The organism is Actinoplanes sp. NPDC026623 (assembly GCF_040638275.1).
Taxonomy (GTDB): Bacteria; Actinomycetota; Actinomycetes; order Mycobacteriales; family Micromonosporaceae; genus Actinoplanes.
The window spans coordinates 38,394-53,044 of the sequence record NZ_JBEZXZ010000039.1; the positions used below are offsets into that span (position 1 = coordinate 38,394).

The following is a 14,651-nucleotide window of genomic DNA, read 5'->3' on the forward strand; positions in this document are numbered from 1 at the left end:
AGGCCGCGCAGCGGTCTGGCCTTCCGTTTCGGCGGCTAGAGACCCTCGGCGACCGCGGCGGCGATCTTGAGCCAGGAGTCGCGGGTGCCGGCCGACAACTGGCCGTATCGCAGGGGCTCGCCCGAGTCGATCAGCTTCTCGTAGGGCGCCAGCAGCACCGCGCGGGTGCGGGCCGCGAAGTGGCGCTGGATGGCCGGCAGGTCGATGTCCTTGCGGGTCGGCGGCATCGTCACCACGCTCACCGCCTGGCGGACCAGCCGCTGCCGGCCGCTCTGCTCCAGGTGGTCGAGCATGCGCGCCGCGGTCTCGGCCGAGTCGTTACGGGCCGACATCGTGATCACCAGCTGGTCGGTGGCGTCCATCGCGGCCTGCCAGTTCTGCGCCCGGACGTTGTTGCCGGTGTCCACGAAGATCAGCTTGTAGAACCGGCTGACGATCTCCCGGATCTCCGCGAACGCGCTGGCCGTGAGCATCTCGCCGGCCGTCGCGGACTCGTCGGACGCGAGCACGTCGAACATGCCCTCGCCCTGCGCCCGCACATACTGGCTCAGGTCGCCGACCCGGCCGTGCGAGCCCCGGAACAACTGCAGGTCACGCATCATGTCGCGGACCGTGCGGGCGTGGAAGTCCTGCTGCGCCCGCATGCCGAGGGTGCCCTGGGTCTCGTTGTTGTCCCAGGCCAGCACGTAGCCGCCGCGCTTCTGCCCGAAGGTCATCGCCAGCAGCAGCACGGCGACGGTCTTGCCGGCACCGCCCTTCGGGTTGACCACGGTGACCTGCCGCAGCCCGCCGAAGTTGCGCCGGACCATCTCGACGTCCTGTTTGTACTCCTGCTCGCGCTTGCCCGGCGCCAGCCGGACCAGGCCCATCGTGCCCTTCTGCAGCATGGCCCGGGCGCCCATGGTCGCGGTCGGCTCGGCCGGCTTCGCCAGCCGGCGCCGCGCGAACTCCTCGGCGGTCGGGGTGCCGTCCGAAACCCAGGGCAGCTGCTGGTACGGGTCGGCGGGCGGCGGGGGCCGGCCGGGCGCGTGCTGCGGGCCGGGGACCGGCGGCTGGACCGGGGGGTGCGGCCCCGCGGCCCGCGGGTCGACCGCGGGCGGGTACGGGCCGGGTGGCGTCGGCACGGCCTGGCCGTTCGCCGCCCACTGCTGCTGCGGTGGAACCGGGGCGTGCTGAGGCGGTCCGGGCTGGGACTGGCCGGCGTGCGGGGCGCGCTGCTGGGGTACCGCCGGGCTCTCCTGGTGCGGGCCGTTCGCGCGGGGGTCAGGGCCGACCGGTCCCGGGCGGTAGACCGCGCCCGAGTGCTGCGCGTCGGAATTCTCGGGGCTCTGCCGCGGCGCGACCGCCGGGTGGTAGGCGGCGCCGAGGCCCGGCACGACCGCGTTCGCGCCCGCCCGCGGCGCCGGCTCGGCGGTCTCCGGGCCGGTGCGCCGCGCGGGCTGCGCGGTGCCCGGGTGGCCGGCGGCGGGCGGCTGAACGGGTGCCGGACGCTGTGGCGGCTGGGCCCACGGCGAGTCCGACGCGACGGTCGCCTCCCCGCCCTCCGGCGCGCCGCCGAACGGCGCGGCGGCCGTACCGCCGGCCGCTGCGGCGCTGATCGGTGTGGCGGTCGAGCCGCCGGCCGGCGCGGCGCCGATCGGCGTGGCCGCCGCCGGGCCGCCGGCCGGTGCGGTCCCGGAAACGGGCGCGACGGCGGTGATGCCGACCGTGGCGGGATCGTCCGGGGCCGGCGTGGCGGTCGTGGCGGCCGGCGCGGCGGGAGAGACGGCGGCGGACCCGGAGAAATGGCCGGGCTGCGCTGCCGTAGCCGCGGACCGCGACGGGATGTTCGGCCACGGCTGGGAGGACGAGTCCGGGCTCGACATCGGCTGCGGCCGGGGCGCCGGCGGGGGCGCCTGCTGATGGAACACCGGCGGCGCCGGCTGCGGTGGCACGGCCCGGTCGATCGGTCGGTAGACCGCGGGGTCACCCGGCTGGGGCGCGGACACCGGCGGGAGCGGGAATGCCTGGGGTGCGTCCCGAGGCACCGGCTTGCCGCCGTGCACCGGAGCGCTCAGCTCCTCCGGCGGCCAGAACGGCTCGACGTCACGGTCGGGCGGGGCACCGTTCGTGCCCGGGACGTAGACGCGGTCGGCATTCTCGTCCTCCACGGATGCGACCTCCCCGTCGGCAAAGATTCGTACCTGAATGCTGTTTCAGCCTCGCACAGCCGATCAGCCCGCGTACACCGCCCAGACCCCCGGCTCGGTCCACCACGAGCGTTTGCGGCTCATCGTGCCGGCCACGCCGTCGTCGAGGAACTGCAGCTCACCGTCGCGGGGAAGCACCGACACCGCTCTTCCGCGGGCCCGGCGCACCTCGATGCGTACCCTCGGCTTCTTGAATCGTCGCTCGACGACCACCGGGACCGCCACCGCGACCTCGACCCGGCCGTCGGTCGGGTCTCCGTCGGTGAGCAGGGGCAGGCCGTCGAACTCGGCGTAGGCGCCGGCGTTGCCGATCGCGCACGCGATGATCCGGTCGCTGCCGTCGGAGAGCACGGCGTCGTCGACCTCGATGCGGCCGCGCCAGGGCACGGCCGCGCCGCTGTCGTCCGCGCCGCCGATCAGCGCGCCGTCGACGGTGACCGAGCCGCCGTCGTTGCGCAGCAGGTCGAGTCGGCGGACGGTGTCGCCGAGCACGGCCGCGGCGACCGCGGCCGGCTCGCGCGGCAGGCCCAACTGGGCGGCGAGGTCGGTGGTGCCGGCCGGGTCGAGCGGCAGGATCGCGATCGGCGGCAGGTCGGGCACCGTGCGGTCGTCGGCCAGGTCGGCCGGTCGCCTGCTGGGCGGCGGGGCGTAGCGCCGGACCAGCCGCCGCAGCACGGCGCGTAGCTGGCCGTCCGCCGCCGTGGCGACCACCAGCCGCACCTTGCTGTCGGTGTCGGGCCAGGCCAGACCGTCGGGACGGCCCGCGGCGTCGAACCGCGCGATGACCGCGTCGATCTCCGCGTCGGAGGACGCGGTGACGGTCTCGACCCGCGCGCCGGACCGGGTGAGCGCGTCCGCGCACTTCAGCACCGGTACGCGCGGGGTGTCGCAGGCCTGCGCCTCCGCCGGGCCGCAGCCCCCGCAGGCCGAGCCGCAGGAGCCCGCGGAGGAGCCGCCACCCTCGGCGAGGCTGAGCAGGATGACGTCGTACACGTCAGGCGCCGCTCAGCACCGAGTGCCGCTCGATGACTTCCTCGCGACCCGGGCCGACGCCGACCACGGAGATCCGCGCGCCGATCCGCGCCTCGACGAACTCGACGAACCGCTGCGCGTTCTCCGGGAGATCGGCGAAGGTGCGGGCGCCGCTGATGTCCTTCTTCCAGCCCGGCAGCGTCTCGTAGATCGGCGTCGCGTGGTGGAAGTCACTCTGGCTGTAGGGCATCTCGTCGTGCCGCACGCCATTGACGTCGTATGCGACGCAGACCGGGATCTCGTCCAGGCCGTCGTAATTGTCCAGTTTGGTCAGGACGAAGTCGGTGACGCCGTTGATGCGCTGCGCGTAGCGGCCCATGACCAGGTCGAGCCAGCCGATGCGGCGGGGGCGCCCGGTGGTGGTGCCGAACTCGTGGCCGACCCGGCGCAGGTAGTCGCCGATCTCGTCGTGCAGCTCGGTCGGGAACGGCCCCTCGCCGACCCGGCTGGTGAAGGCCTTCAGCACCGCGACCACCCGGTCGACCCGGGTCGGCGGGATGCCGGAGCCGGTGCAGGCGCCGCCCGCGGTCGCGTTGGAGCTGGTCACGAACGGGTAGGTGCCGTGGTCGACGTCGAGCAGCGTGGCCTGGCCGGCCTCGCAGAGCACGACCTTGCCGGCGTCCAGGGCCTGCGACAGCTCGAGCGCGGTGTCGGCGACCATCGGCCGCAGCCGCTCGGTGTAGGAGAGCAGATCGGCGATGACCTCGTCGGGCTTGATCGCGCTGCGGTTGTAGATCTTCGAGAGCACCTGGTTCTTGAACGACAGGGCCGCCTCGACCTTCTGCCGCAGGATCGAGGAGTCGAAGAGGTCCTGCACGCGCACGCCGAGGCGGTTCATCTTGTCCGCGTACGTCGGGCCGATGCCGCGGCCGGTCGTGCCGATCCGGCGGGCGCCCAGGTAGCGCTCGTTGACCTTGTCGAGGGTGCGGTTGTATGACGCGATGACGTGCGCGTTCGCGCTGATCCGCAGCCGGGAGGTGTCGATGCCGCGCGCCTCGAGCCCGTCGATCTCCTGGAACAGCACCGCGAGGTCGACCACGACGCCGTTGCCGATCACCGGCGTCACGCCGGGGGTGAGGATGCCGCTCGGTAGCAGGTGCAGGGCGTACTTCTCACCCTCGATGACGACGGTGTGGCCGGCGTTGTTACCGCCGTTGAACTTGACCACGTAGTCGATCCGGTCGCCCAGGAGGTCCGTGGCCTTGCCCTTGCCCTCGTCGCCCCACTGGGCGCCGACCAACACGATCACCGGCACTTGATGACGCCTTCCGTTGAAACACGTCGTACACGGAGAGGCCCGGGTACTGCCGAAGTTTACGCGACCCCGCACTTCACCGCCGTGGGGTTCCCGACAGGCGGCACCCGGTTATCCACAGGCTACGGCGAGTTATCCACAGGTAGGCGCCCGGCCGTCGCGACGCGTACACAGTGGACCGGTGGACGACCGGTCCGGTGATCGTCGGCGGGCCGTAGGATCTGCGGCGTGCGTGTACTTCTGATCGGATCCGGCGGCCGCGAGCACGCCCTTGCCGTCGGCCTTGCCGCGGACCCCTCGGTGGAGCAGTTGATCGCGGCGCCGGGCAATCCGGGCATCGCCGCCATCGCCGAGCTGCGCGAGGTCAGGGCCGACGACCCGGCCGCCGTGGCGGCCCTCGCGGTCGAGGTCGCCGCCGACCTGGTGGTGATCGGCCCGGAGGCGCCGCTGGTGGCGGGCGTCGCCGACGCCGTGCGCGCCAAGGGCATCGCCTGCTTCGGCCCGAGCGCCGCGGCGGCCCGCCTCGAGGGCTCGAAGGCGTTCGCCAAGGACGTGATGGCGGCGGCGGGCGTGCCCACCGGCCGGTCCTACGCCTGCACCACGGCGGAGCAGGCCGCGGCCGCGCTCGAGGAGTTCGGGCCGCCCTACGTGGTGAAGAACGACGGCCTCGCCGCGGGCAAGGGCGTCGTGGTCACCGCGGACCGCGCGGTCGCGCAGGAGCACGCCCGCGACTGCGGCCGGGTCGTCATCGAGGAGTTCCTGGACGGGCCCGAGGTGTCGCTTTTCGTGGTGACCGACGGGACGGCCGCGGTGCCGCTGATGCCGGCGCAGGACTTCAAGCGGGTGGCCGACGGCGACGAGGGGCCGAACACGGGCGGCATGGGCGCCTACGCGCCGCTGCCCTGGGCCCCGGCCGACCTGGTCGAGCGGGTGATGGCCGAGACCGTGATGCCGACGCTGGCCGAGATGCGCGACCGGGGCACGCCGTTCGCCGGGCTGCTCTACGTTGGGCTGGCGCTGACCGGCAAGGGCCCCAAGGTCATCGAGTTCAACGCCCGCTTCGGCGACCCGGAGACCCAGGTCGTGCTGGCGCTGCTGGCCTCGCCGCTGTGCGGGCTGCTGCACGCCGCGGCGACGGGCACGCTTGCCGATCTCCCGCCGCTGCGCTGGCACGACGGCGCGGCGGTCACGGTGGTCGTGGCCGGCCACAACTATCCGGGCACGCCGCGCACGGGCGACGTCATCTCCGGCGGCGAGCAGCCCGGCGTGATCCACGCGGGCACGGCCCGCCGGGCGGACGGCGCGCTGGTGTCGGCGGGTGGCCGGGTGCTCAGCGCGACGGCGACCGGTCCGGACCTCGCCGCGGCGCGCGCGGCGGCCTACGCCCTGGTCGACAGCATCACGCTGGAGGGCTCACACCACCGCGGCGACATCGCCCTCGGCGCCGTTGAGGGCCGGATCAGGCTCTGAGACACGGGAACGCCCCGCCGGGCCGCTCGGGCCTGGCGAGGCGTTTCCAGTCGGGTACGCCGCTGCGCGGTGGTCCCGGTCAGTTCTTCGGGATGTCGAAGAGCTTGGCCACCGAGGCCGCCAGGCCGAGGTCGCCCTTCGCCTTGATCTTGCCCGTCATGAACATCATCATCGGGTTGCCGTCGCCCGTCACGACCTTGAGGAACGTCACCGGCTCCATCGTCATGCTGAGCTTCGGCTCGCGGACGGGCTGGTTCGTGACCGTGCAGGCGCCGTTCTCGATCACCGTCTCGTAGCTGTCCGTGCTGTCGCCGGGGCCGCCCGAGATGTTCCAGTGGATGACGGCCTGCGTCGCACCGGCGCGGTCCGCGCGGAACAGCGTGGGCATCCGGTTGAACACCTCGTCCAGGATCTTGTTCCGGTTTTCGCTGCTCATCACCTCGGTGAGCTTCGAGTCCGGAGTGGACTTGACGAGCTGTGCAAACTCCTTGGGGCCGATCGTGGCGAACGACTCGGGGCTGAAATCAGTCATCGGTGGACCTTTCGGGATGAGCGCCAGACCTACTCGCGAGTAACCCTAGCGATAACGGCGTCACATTGCAGTGTCTCAACCCCCGAACACTCGGTGGACAGTGAGCCCCGTCTCTGCCAAACTCCCAAACATGTCTTTGGGAGAAGATCCGGAGCGCCGCCAGGCCGCGCTGCGGGCGATGGCACACCCGGTCCGCCTGCGGATGCTGTCGCTGCTGACCGGCGCGCCGCTCACCGCCGCCGACGTCGCCCGCGAGCTCGGGCTCACCCACGCCAACGCCAGCTACCACATGCGCAACCTGCTCGCCGCGGGCCTGATCGTGCAGGGCGGCGAGGAGCGCATCCGCGGGGGCGTCGCCAAGCGCTACCGCTACGACGCCGATCGCGACCGCGAAAACCTCGTAGGTGAGTACGGCGCGGATTCCCAGCGCGCCCTGTTCGCGGCGGTCGCCAACGAGCTGATCCGCCGCACGGCGGAGGCCGACTGGTCCGTCGGCGCCTCGATGGTCGACGCCGAGCTGTGGATCGACCCGCAGGTCTGGCACGAGATCCGCGACCGGATCACCCGGGCCGGCCGCGACCTGCACGACGCGGCGCGACCGCCGCACACCCCCGGGACGGTCCGCACCAGCACCACCCTCGCGATGTTCCGGATGGAGGACTCGTGAGCGGCCCCGCGAGCGACCCGCCGGCCCGGGCCGGCACGGGCACCCTGGCGCCGCTGCGCCTCGCCCCGTTCCGCTTCCTGCTCGCCGGCCGCTCGATCAACGCGCTCGGCAACGCGATCGCGCCCATCGCCCTGGCCTTCGCGGTCCTCGACCTGACCGGCTCGCCGAGCGACCTCGGCCTCGTCGTCGGCGCCCGGATGCTGGTCAACGTCGTGTTCCTGCTCTTCGGCGGGGCGCTGGCCGACCGGGTGCCGAAACACCTGCTGATGGTCGGCGCGAGCGTCGCGGCGGCCCTCACCCAGGCGGCGGTCGCCGCCCTGGTCCTCTCCGGTACGGCGACGGTCGCCCTGTTGATCGCCCTGTCCGCGGTCAACGGCATGGTCGGCGCGCTGGCCCTGCCGGCCTCCGCGGCGATCGTGCCGCAGCTCGTGCCGGCCGACATCCGCCAGCAGGCGAACGCCCTGAACCGCCTCTTCCTCAACGGCGCGGTCATCATCGGCGCCCCGGTCGGCGGCGTGATCGTCGCGACCGCCGGCCCGGGCTGGGGCATCGCGATCGACGCCGCCACGTTCGGCCTCTCGGCTGTCGCCTTCGCCCTGCTCCGCCTCCCGTCCGCCGGCACCGCGCCGGCCGCCGGGGCCGCCCGAGGCAGCATCGTCACGGATCTGCGGACCGGATGGACCGAGTTCCGGAGCCGTACCTGGCTGTGGGTCGTCGTCGCCGGATTCGCCGTCATCAACGCGGCGCTCAGCGGCGGGATCAGCGTGCTCGGGCCCGTGGTGGCCGACGACACCGTCGGCCGCCGGGCCTGGGGCCTCGTGCTCGCCGCGCAGACCGTCGGCATGGTGCTCGGCGCGGTGCTCGCCTTGCGGATCCGGGTCAGCCGGCTGCTCTTCCTCGGCGTGCTCTGCACCGCGTTCGAGGTGCTGCCGATGCTCACCCTCGGCGCCGTGCCGCACCTCGGGCTGCTGCTCGGCGCCGCCTTCCTGGCGGGCGCCGGCATCGAACAGTTCTCGGTCGCGTGGGAGACGACGATGCAGGAGCACATACCCACCGACCGGCTCGCCCGCGTCTACTCCTACGACATGGTCGGCTCCTTCGTCGCGATACCCATCGGGCAGGTCGTCGCCGGGCCGATCGCCGAGGCCGTCGGCGTCGAGTCGGCCCTCGTCGGCGCGGCCGCCCTCATCGCGCTCGCCGTGGCCGGGATGCTGAGCAGTGGGGCCGTGCGTAACCTGCGGCACCGTCTGCCGACGAGCGCGGAGGCCGCCACCGCGACCATGGAAGAATCGGCGGCGTGAGCATCCCGAATGTCCTGGCCAGCCGTTATGCGTCCGCCGACCTCGTCGACCTCTGGTCGCCGGAGGAAAAAATCCGGATGGAGCGCCGGCTGTGGCTCGCCGTCCTGCGGGCGCAGCGTGACCTCGGCGTCGCGCTCCCGGACGGCGTTGTCGAGGCGTACGAGGCGGTGGTCGACGATGTCGATCTCGATAGCATCGCCCGCCGCGAGCGGGTGACCCGGCACGACGTGAAGGCGCGCATCGAGGAGTTCAGCGCGCTGGCCGGACATGAGCACATCCACAAGGGCATGACCTCGCGCGACCTCACCGAGAACGTCGAGCAGCTGCAGATCCGGGCCTCGCTCGAGCTGGTACGCGGCCGCATCGTCACCACCCTGGCCCGGCTCACCGAGCGGGCGCTCGAATACGGCGACCTGGTGCTGACCGGCCGTTCGCACAACGTCGCGGCCCAGGCCACCACGCTGGGCAAGCGGTTCGCCAGCGCCGCCGAGGAGCTGCTCATCGCGTACGAGCGGCTGGACGACCTGATCGGGCGCTACCCGCTGCGCGGCATCAAGGGCCCCGTCGGCACCGCCGCCGACCAGCTCGACCTGCTCGACGGTGACGCGGCGAAGCTGGCCGAGCTGGAGCGAAAGGTCGCCGCGCATCTCGGCTTCGACCGGGTGCTGACCAGCGTCGGCCAGGTCTACCCGCGGTCACTGGACTTCGACGTGGTGTCGGCGCTGGCACAGGTCGTCGCGGCGCCGTCGTCGCTGGCCATCACGATCCGGCTGATGGTCGGCCAGGAGCTGGCCACCGAGGGCTTCAAGCCGGGCCAGGTCGGCTCGTCGGCGATGCCGCACAAGATGAACACGCGCTCGTCGGAGCGGGTCAACGGCCTCGCGGTGATCGTCCGCGGCTACCTGTCGATGGTCGGCGAGCTGGCCGGCGACCAGTGGAACGAGGGCGACGTCTCCTGCTCCGTGGTCCGCCGGGTGGCGCTGCCGGACGCGTTCTTCGCGACCGACGGGCTGTTCCAGACCTTCCTCACGGTGCTCGACGAGTTCGGGGCGTACCCGGCGGTGGCCGCCCGCGAGCTGGACCGCTTCCTGCCCTTCCTCACCACCACGAAGCTGCTGGTCGCGGCGGTCCGCAAGGGCGTCGGCCGGGAGCTGGCGCACGAGGTGATCAAGGAGCACGCGGTGGCCGTCGCGCTGGCGATGCGCGAGAAGGGCATCGCGGAGAACGACCTCTTCGACCGCCTGGTGGCGGACGGCCGGCTGCTGCTGTCCCGTGCGGAGATCGACGCGCTGGTGGCGGACCGGGCGGCGTTCGTGGGCGCGGCCCCGGCACAGGTGCAGGCGGTGGCGGAGCGGGTGGCGGCGATCGTCGCGGCCCACCCGGAGGCGGCGAAGTACGCACCCGCCCCGATCTTGTAACAGTCCGATTTTGTGCCAGTTGGTGCCGTCGGGGCACGGCGGAGCTTCCATCGCGCCGCGCCCCGACGGAATTATCAGACGCCCGCGGTCGAGGTGATCCACGCCCGGTTGTAGGCGACGCTTCCGTAGTACTGCCGGCTCTGGCCGTCCGCGGTCGACGCCACGCCCACCTGGGCGCCGTTGTATACCTCCGGGCCGCCGGAGTCGCCGCGCCACGCGTTGCCGCTGATCGCCGACGATGCGATCGCCCGGCCGCCGGCCGCGTCGGTGCCGTTGGTCGAGGTGACCTGGACCGTCGCGGTCTTCAGCGTCGTCGAGGCGCCGCACCCGCTGTAGCAGGTCTGGCCCCAGCCGTAGAGCGAGTTCGTCGAGCCGACCGGCGGGTACGAGCTGGACAGCGGCATGTAGGTCGTCGAGACGGCGCTGCTCAGGCGCATCAGCGCGAGGTCGTTGCGGGTCACCGTCGAGGTCACGGTGCGGGTCACGCCGCCCGAGGTGCGGTTGACGCTTCCGATCCGGACCGACATCGTGCCGCTGATGCAGTGCTTGGCGGTGAGCACGTAGTTCGCCGAGATGATCGTGCCCGAGCAGGTGAAGCTGCCGTTGGTGAAGACGGCGGCGGCCCAGGGCGCCGAGGCGACGGTGCTGCCACCGATGATGGGGTCCGGTCCAACCGCGGCCGCGTTCGCGGCGGCGGGAACGGCCAGGACGCCGGTCAGGGCGGTGGCCAGAGAGGCGACGACGATGCGGATGCGCACGCCGGGCTCCTTCCGATGGTCTGTCGATGCGGGGGATTCATCGAACTATGTCGACCGAACGGTAAGGTTGGCCGCCCTCCGCGACAAGACTTCAGTTCACACATATCACCGTGCGATGACGCGGGTGACCGAATGTGATCAGTTGAAACCGCACCGTGACGCCCGCGGCGGCGAGGTGGGGGGCGAGACGCCCTGCTCAGTGCCCTTGGCGTCGGCCTACCGACACGAGCCGCTGCCTCGCGCGCGAGTCGTACAGGGTAGGCTTTGGCCGCTCGCCCCTTAGAGGGCCACCCAACTGCGCACCTACACAGTCAGGAGTGCCCGTGGCTCGCGTCGTCGTCGACGTCATGCTCAAGCCGGAGATCCTCGATCCGCAGGGCCAGGCAGTCGCCAACGCGCTGCCGCGGCTCGGCGTCAGCGACATCTCCTCCGTACGCATCGGTCGCCGGATCGAGATCGAGTTCGCAGGCGAACCCGACCTCGACGCCGCTCGCGAGATCGCCGACAAGTTGCTCGCCAACCCGGTCATCGAGGACTTCTCGATCCGGGTCGACGAGACTGCCGGTGACGCCGCTCAGATGAGCGCGTGACCATGCGGATCGGAGTCGTCACCTTCCCGGGTTCGCTCGACGACGGCGACGCGGCCCGTGCCGCGCGGATCGCCGGCGCCGAGTCCGTGCGCCTCTGGCACGGCGACCCGGATCTGCACGGCGTCGATGCCGTGATCCTGCCCGGCGGCTTCTCCTACGGCGATGCGCTGCGCTGCGGCGCCATCGCCCGGTTCGCGCCGGTCATGGAGACCATCGCCGACGCCGCCCGCGGCGGCCTGCCCGTGCTCGGCATCTGCAACGGCTTCCAGATTCTCTGCGAGGCCCACCTGCTACCGGGCGCGCTCACCCGCAACCAGCACCTGCACTTCCGCAACCGCGACCAGCACCTGCGCATCGAGACGGCCTCGACGGCGTGGACGAACGCCTACACCGAGGGGCAGGAGATCCTGATCCCGGTGAAGAACGGCGAGGGCTGCTTCGTGGCGGACGAGCGCACCCTCGACGAGCTCGAGGGCGAGGGCCGGGTCGTCGCCCGCTACACGCGCGGCAACCCGAACGGCTCGCAGCGTGACATCGCCGCGATCACCAACGCGGCCGGCAACGTGGTCGGCATCATGCCGCATCCGGAACACGCGGTGGAGGCACTGACCGGCCCGTCGCTCGACGGCCTCGGCTTCTTCACCTCTGCCCTGCGGCACCTGGCCGGGACGGCCGCGGGCGGGCAGCTCACAGGGGGAACCCAGCGATGACCACCCAGCACGACACGGCGACCAGCGGCGCTGCGGCGCTGCCGGGGGTACCGAACCAGCCGCCGGCCGCGTCCGGCCAGGCCAAGCCGACCGGCTTCGCCGCCACCGACGTGCTGGTCAACCAGTTCGACGGGGGTCCCGACACCGTCGAGCGGGCGCTGAACACCGGCGACGAGCTGCAGCCGCACACCGAGCTCGGCCTCAAGGACGACGAGTACGACCGGATCCGCCAGATCCTCGGTCGCCGCCCGACGGCCTCCGAGCTGGCGATGTACTCGATCATGTGGAGCGAGCACTGCTCCTACAAGTCGAGCAAGGTGCACCTGCGCCAGTTCGGCGAGAAGGCCCCGAAGAACACCCGGATGCTCGCGGGCATCGGCGAGAACGCCGGCGTCGTGCAGATCTCCGACGAGCTCGCGGTCACCTTCAAGGTCGAGTCGCACAACCACCCGAGCTTCGTCGAGCCCTACCAGGGCGCCGCCACGGGCATCGGCGGCATCGTCCGCGACATCCTCGCGATGGGTGCCCGCCCGGTGGCTGTGATGGACCCGCTGCGCTTCGGTGCCGCGGACCACCCGGACACCGCGCGCGTGCTGCCCGGCGTCATCGCCGGCATCGGCGGCTACGGCAACTGCCTGGGCCTGCCCAACATCGGCGGCGAGATCGTCTTCGACCCCTGCTACCAGGGCAACCCGCTGATCAACGCGCTGAGCATCGGCGTGCTGCCGGTCGAGCGCCTGCAGCGCAAAGAGGCGGCCGGCGTCGGCAACATCGTCGTCCTGATGGGCGCGAGGACCGGCCGCGACGGCATCGGCGGCGTCTCCGTCCTCGCCTCCGCCACCTTCGACGAGGGCGCCGAGCAGCGCCGCCCGTCGGTGCAGGTCGGCGACCCGTTCATGGAGAAGCTGCTCATCGAGAGCTGCCTCGAGCTCTACGACGCGGGCCTGGTCGTCGGCATCCAGGACCTCGGCGGCGCGGGCCTGACCTGCGCGCTCACCGAGACCGCGGCCGCCGCGGGCACGGGCATGCGGGTCTACCTGGAGCGGGTGCCGCTGCGCGAGGCCTCGATGTCGCCGACCGAGATCCTGGCCAGCGAGTCGCAGGAGCGCATGCTCCTGATCGTCGCCCCGGAGAAGCTCGCCGAGGTGCTCGCGGTCGCCGAGAAGTGGGGCGTCTGGGCCACGAACATCGGCGAGGTCACCCCCAGCGACACCGACGGCCAGCCCGGCCGCCTGGTGATCAGCTGGAACGACCACGTCGTCGTCGACGTGCCGCCCGGCTCGCTCGCCGACGACGGCCCGGTCTACGCCCGGCCGATCCGCGAACCCGCCGACCTGATCCTGCTGCAGGCCGACCGCGCCGAGACCCTGCCGCGTCCGTCCACCCCGGACGAGCTGCGCGCCACGGTGTTGCGGATGATCGCGTCGCCCAACCTCTGCGACAAGAGCTGGGTCACCGAGCAGTACGACAGGTACGTGCTCGGCAACACCGTGCTCGCCCAGCCCGAGGACGCCGGCGTGCTGCGCATCGACGAGCGCACCGGGCTCGGCGTCGCGCTCTCCGTCGACGGCAACGGCCGTTACGCCCGGCTCGACCCTTACGAGGGTGCCCGGCTGGCGCTGGCGGAGGCCTACCGCAACGTCGCCGTCACCGGTGCCGACCCGGTCGCCGTGACCGACTGCCTCAACTTCGGCTCCCCCGAGGACCCGACGGTCATGTGGCAGTTCGCCGAGGCGGTACGCGGCCTCGCCGACGGCTGCCAGCAGCTCGGCATCCCGGTCACCGGCGGCAACGTCAGCTTCTACAACCAGACCGGCGCCGCCGCGATCCACCCGACCCCGGTGGTCGGCGTGCTCGGCATCTTCGCCGACGTGGCGCGGCGGGTCCCGATGGGCTTCCCGCCGGTGGCCGCCGACGGTGACCTGCTCTTCCTGCTGGGCGACACCCGGTGCGAGCTGTCCGGCTCCGAGTGGGCGTGGGTCACCCACGGCCACCTGGGCGGCCGCCCGCCCAAGGTCGACCTGGCACAGGAGCAGGCGCTGGGCCGGCTGATGGCCCAGGCGGCCGAGCTCGAGCACGTCGTCGCGGCGCACGACCTCTCCGACGGCGGCCTCGCCCAGGTGCTGGTCGAGTCCTGCCTGCGGCACAACGTCGGCGCCCGGGTCGCGCTTCCCGAGCAGGACGCGACGATCACGCCGTTCGTGCGGCTGTTCAGCGAGTCCGCGGGTCGTGCGCTGGTCGCGGTGGCCCGCGGCCACGACAAGGCCTTCGTGGCGCTCGCGGCGGAGCACAACGTCTCCTGCGTGCAGATCGGCGTCACCGTCGCGGAGCCCGTCCTCGAGGTGCAGAACGAGTTCTCGATCGGGCTCGACGAGCTGCGCGGGGCCTTCACGGCGACGCTGCGCAACCTGTTCGGCAGCCCGGCCGAGACGGCCGACGCCCCGGCCGCCCCGGCGGTCAAGCCGGCCGCCGTGGCCGGTGACGCGACGGCGAAGGCTGCCGAGAGCGCCGGTCCGTCGGTCACGCTGGAGATCAGCGAGCCGGCGACCGAGGTGGCCGCGCCGCAGGAGGCAGACGGCCCGGTGGCCGAGGTCGTCGAGGTGCCGGGTGGCCCGATCACTCCGGAGCCGGAGGCCGAGACGGCCAAGCCGGAGCAGCCGGGCGATCCGGAGAGCAAGGCCTGACCACAGAACGATCGGAAACGCCACGGCGGGGCCCCGGGCCCAGCC

Annotated in this window: 12 protein-coding genes; 7 read left to right on the forward strand and 5 right to left on the reverse strand. The window is 72.6% G+C overall.

The window, feature by feature from the left end; translation table 11 throughout:
- Nucleotides 1–35: 35 nt before the first annotated feature.
- From AB0F10_RS14920 to AB0F10_RS14930, 3 genes are all read right to left on the reverse strand, one after another.
- Entirely contained in the window at nt 36–2,150 is a 2,115-nt protein-coding gene (locus AB0F10_RS14920; RefSeq protein WP_360623952.1) for a chromosome partitioning protein, read from the reverse strand.
- 63 nt (nt 2,151–2,213) lie between these two features.
- Entirely contained in the window at nt 2,214–3,182 is a 969-nt protein-coding gene (locus AB0F10_RS14925; protein ID WP_360623954.1) for a hypothetical protein, read from the reverse strand.
- A 1-nt stretch (nt 3,183) separates the two neighbouring features.
- Nucleotides 3,184–4,476, reverse strand: coding sequence for an adenylosuccinate synthase (locus AB0F10_RS14930; protein ID WP_360623956.1), 1,293 nt, complete (start codon nt 4,474–4,476; stop codon nt 3,184–3,186).
- A 228-nt stretch (nt 4,477–4,704) separates the two neighbouring features.
- Between AB0F10_RS14930 and purD the strand changes: the two genes are divergently transcribed.
- A complete protein-coding gene (gene purD, locus AB0F10_RS14935) occupies nt 4,705–5,946 on the forward strand; it encodes a phosphoribosylamine--glycine ligase (RefSeq protein ID WP_360623958.1) in 1,242 nt (413 codons plus the stop codon).
- A 79-nt stretch (nt 5,947–6,025) separates the two neighbouring features.
- Here purD and AB0F10_RS14940 read toward each other — a convergent pair whose 3' ends face one another.
- Nucleotides 6,026–6,478: an SCP2 sterol-binding domain-containing protein gene (locus AB0F10_RS14940; protein ID WP_360623960.1), complete on the reverse strand. Its 453-nt coding sequence runs from the start codon at nt 6,476–6,478 to the stop codon at nt 6,026–6,028.
- Nucleotides 6,479–6,608: 130 nt separating this feature from the next.
- Here AB0F10_RS14940 and AB0F10_RS14945 point away from each other — a divergent pair, with 130 nt between their 5' ends.
- Genes AB0F10_RS14945 through purB form a run of 3 tightly spaced genes read left to right on the forward strand, consistent with a single transcriptional unit; the run spans nt 6,609 to nt 9,864 of the window.
- Nucleotides 6,609–7,145, forward strand: a complete 537-nt coding sequence (locus AB0F10_RS14945) for a helix-turn-helix domain-containing protein (protein WP_360623962.1) — start codon at nt 6,609–6,611, stop codon at nt 7,143–7,145.
- On the forward strand, nt 7,142–8,446 hold the full coding sequence (locus AB0F10_RS14950) for an MFS transporter (RefSeq protein WP_360623964.1): 1,305 nt from the start codon (nt 7,142–7,144) through the stop codon (nt 8,444–8,446). The genes AB0F10_RS14945 and AB0F10_RS14950 overlap by 4 nt, the downstream gene beginning before the upstream one ends.
- Nucleotides 8,443–9,864: an adenylosuccinate lyase gene (purB, locus tag AB0F10_RS14955; protein ID WP_360623966.1), complete on the forward strand. Its 1,422-nt coding sequence runs from the start codon at nt 8,443–8,445 to the stop codon at nt 9,862–9,864. Before AB0F10_RS14950 ends, purB begins: the two co-directional genes overlap by 4 nt.
- Before the next feature lie 74 nt (nt 9,865–9,938).
- Here the strand turns inward: purB and AB0F10_RS14960 are convergent, their stop codons facing one another.
- Complete coding sequence (locus AB0F10_RS14960) at nt 9,939–10,622, reverse strand: trypsin-like serine protease (protein ID WP_360623968.1); 684 nt, start codon at nt 10,620–10,622, stop codon at nt 9,939–9,941.
- A 323-nt stretch (nt 10,623–10,945) separates the two neighbouring features.
- On the opposite strand from AB0F10_RS14960, the gene purS reads away from it, so the two are divergent.
- The 3 genes from purS to purL are packed head-to-tail and all read left to right on the forward strand — an operon-like array spanning nt 10,946 to nt 14,606.
- Nucleotides 10,946–11,212, forward strand: coding sequence for a phosphoribosylformylglycinamidine synthase subunit PurS (gene purS / locus AB0F10_RS14965; RefSeq protein ID WP_360623970.1), 267 nt, complete (start codon nt 10,946–10,948; stop codon nt 11,210–11,212).
- A complete protein-coding gene (purQ, locus tag AB0F10_RS14970) occupies nt 11,209–11,922 on the forward strand; it encodes a phosphoribosylformylglycinamidine synthase subunit PurQ (protein WP_360623972.1) in 714 nt (237 codons plus the stop codon). The genes purS and purQ overlap by 4 nt, the downstream gene beginning before the upstream one ends.
- A complete protein-coding gene (gene purL / locus AB0F10_RS14975) occupies nt 11,919–14,606 on the forward strand; it encodes a phosphoribosylformylglycinamidine synthase subunit PurL (protein WP_360623974.1) in 2,688 nt (895 codons plus the stop codon). The genes purQ and purL overlap by 4 nt, the downstream gene beginning before the upstream one ends.
- Nucleotides 14,607–14,651: the final 45 nt, after the last annotated feature.

Coding starts and splice junctions, on each gene's coding strand:
- AB0F10_RS14940 (WP_360623960.1), bottom strand. CDS start 6,478: ATGACTGATTTCAGCCCCGAGTCGTTCGCCACGATCGGCCCCAAGGAG.
- purL (WP_360623974.1), top strand. CDS start 11,919: ATGACCACCCAGCACGACACGGCGACCAGCGGCGCTGCGGCGCTGCCG.
- AB0F10_RS14945 (WP_360623962.1), top strand. CDS start 6,609: ATGTCTTTGGGAGAAGATCCGGAGCGCCGCCAGGCCGCGCTGCGGGCG.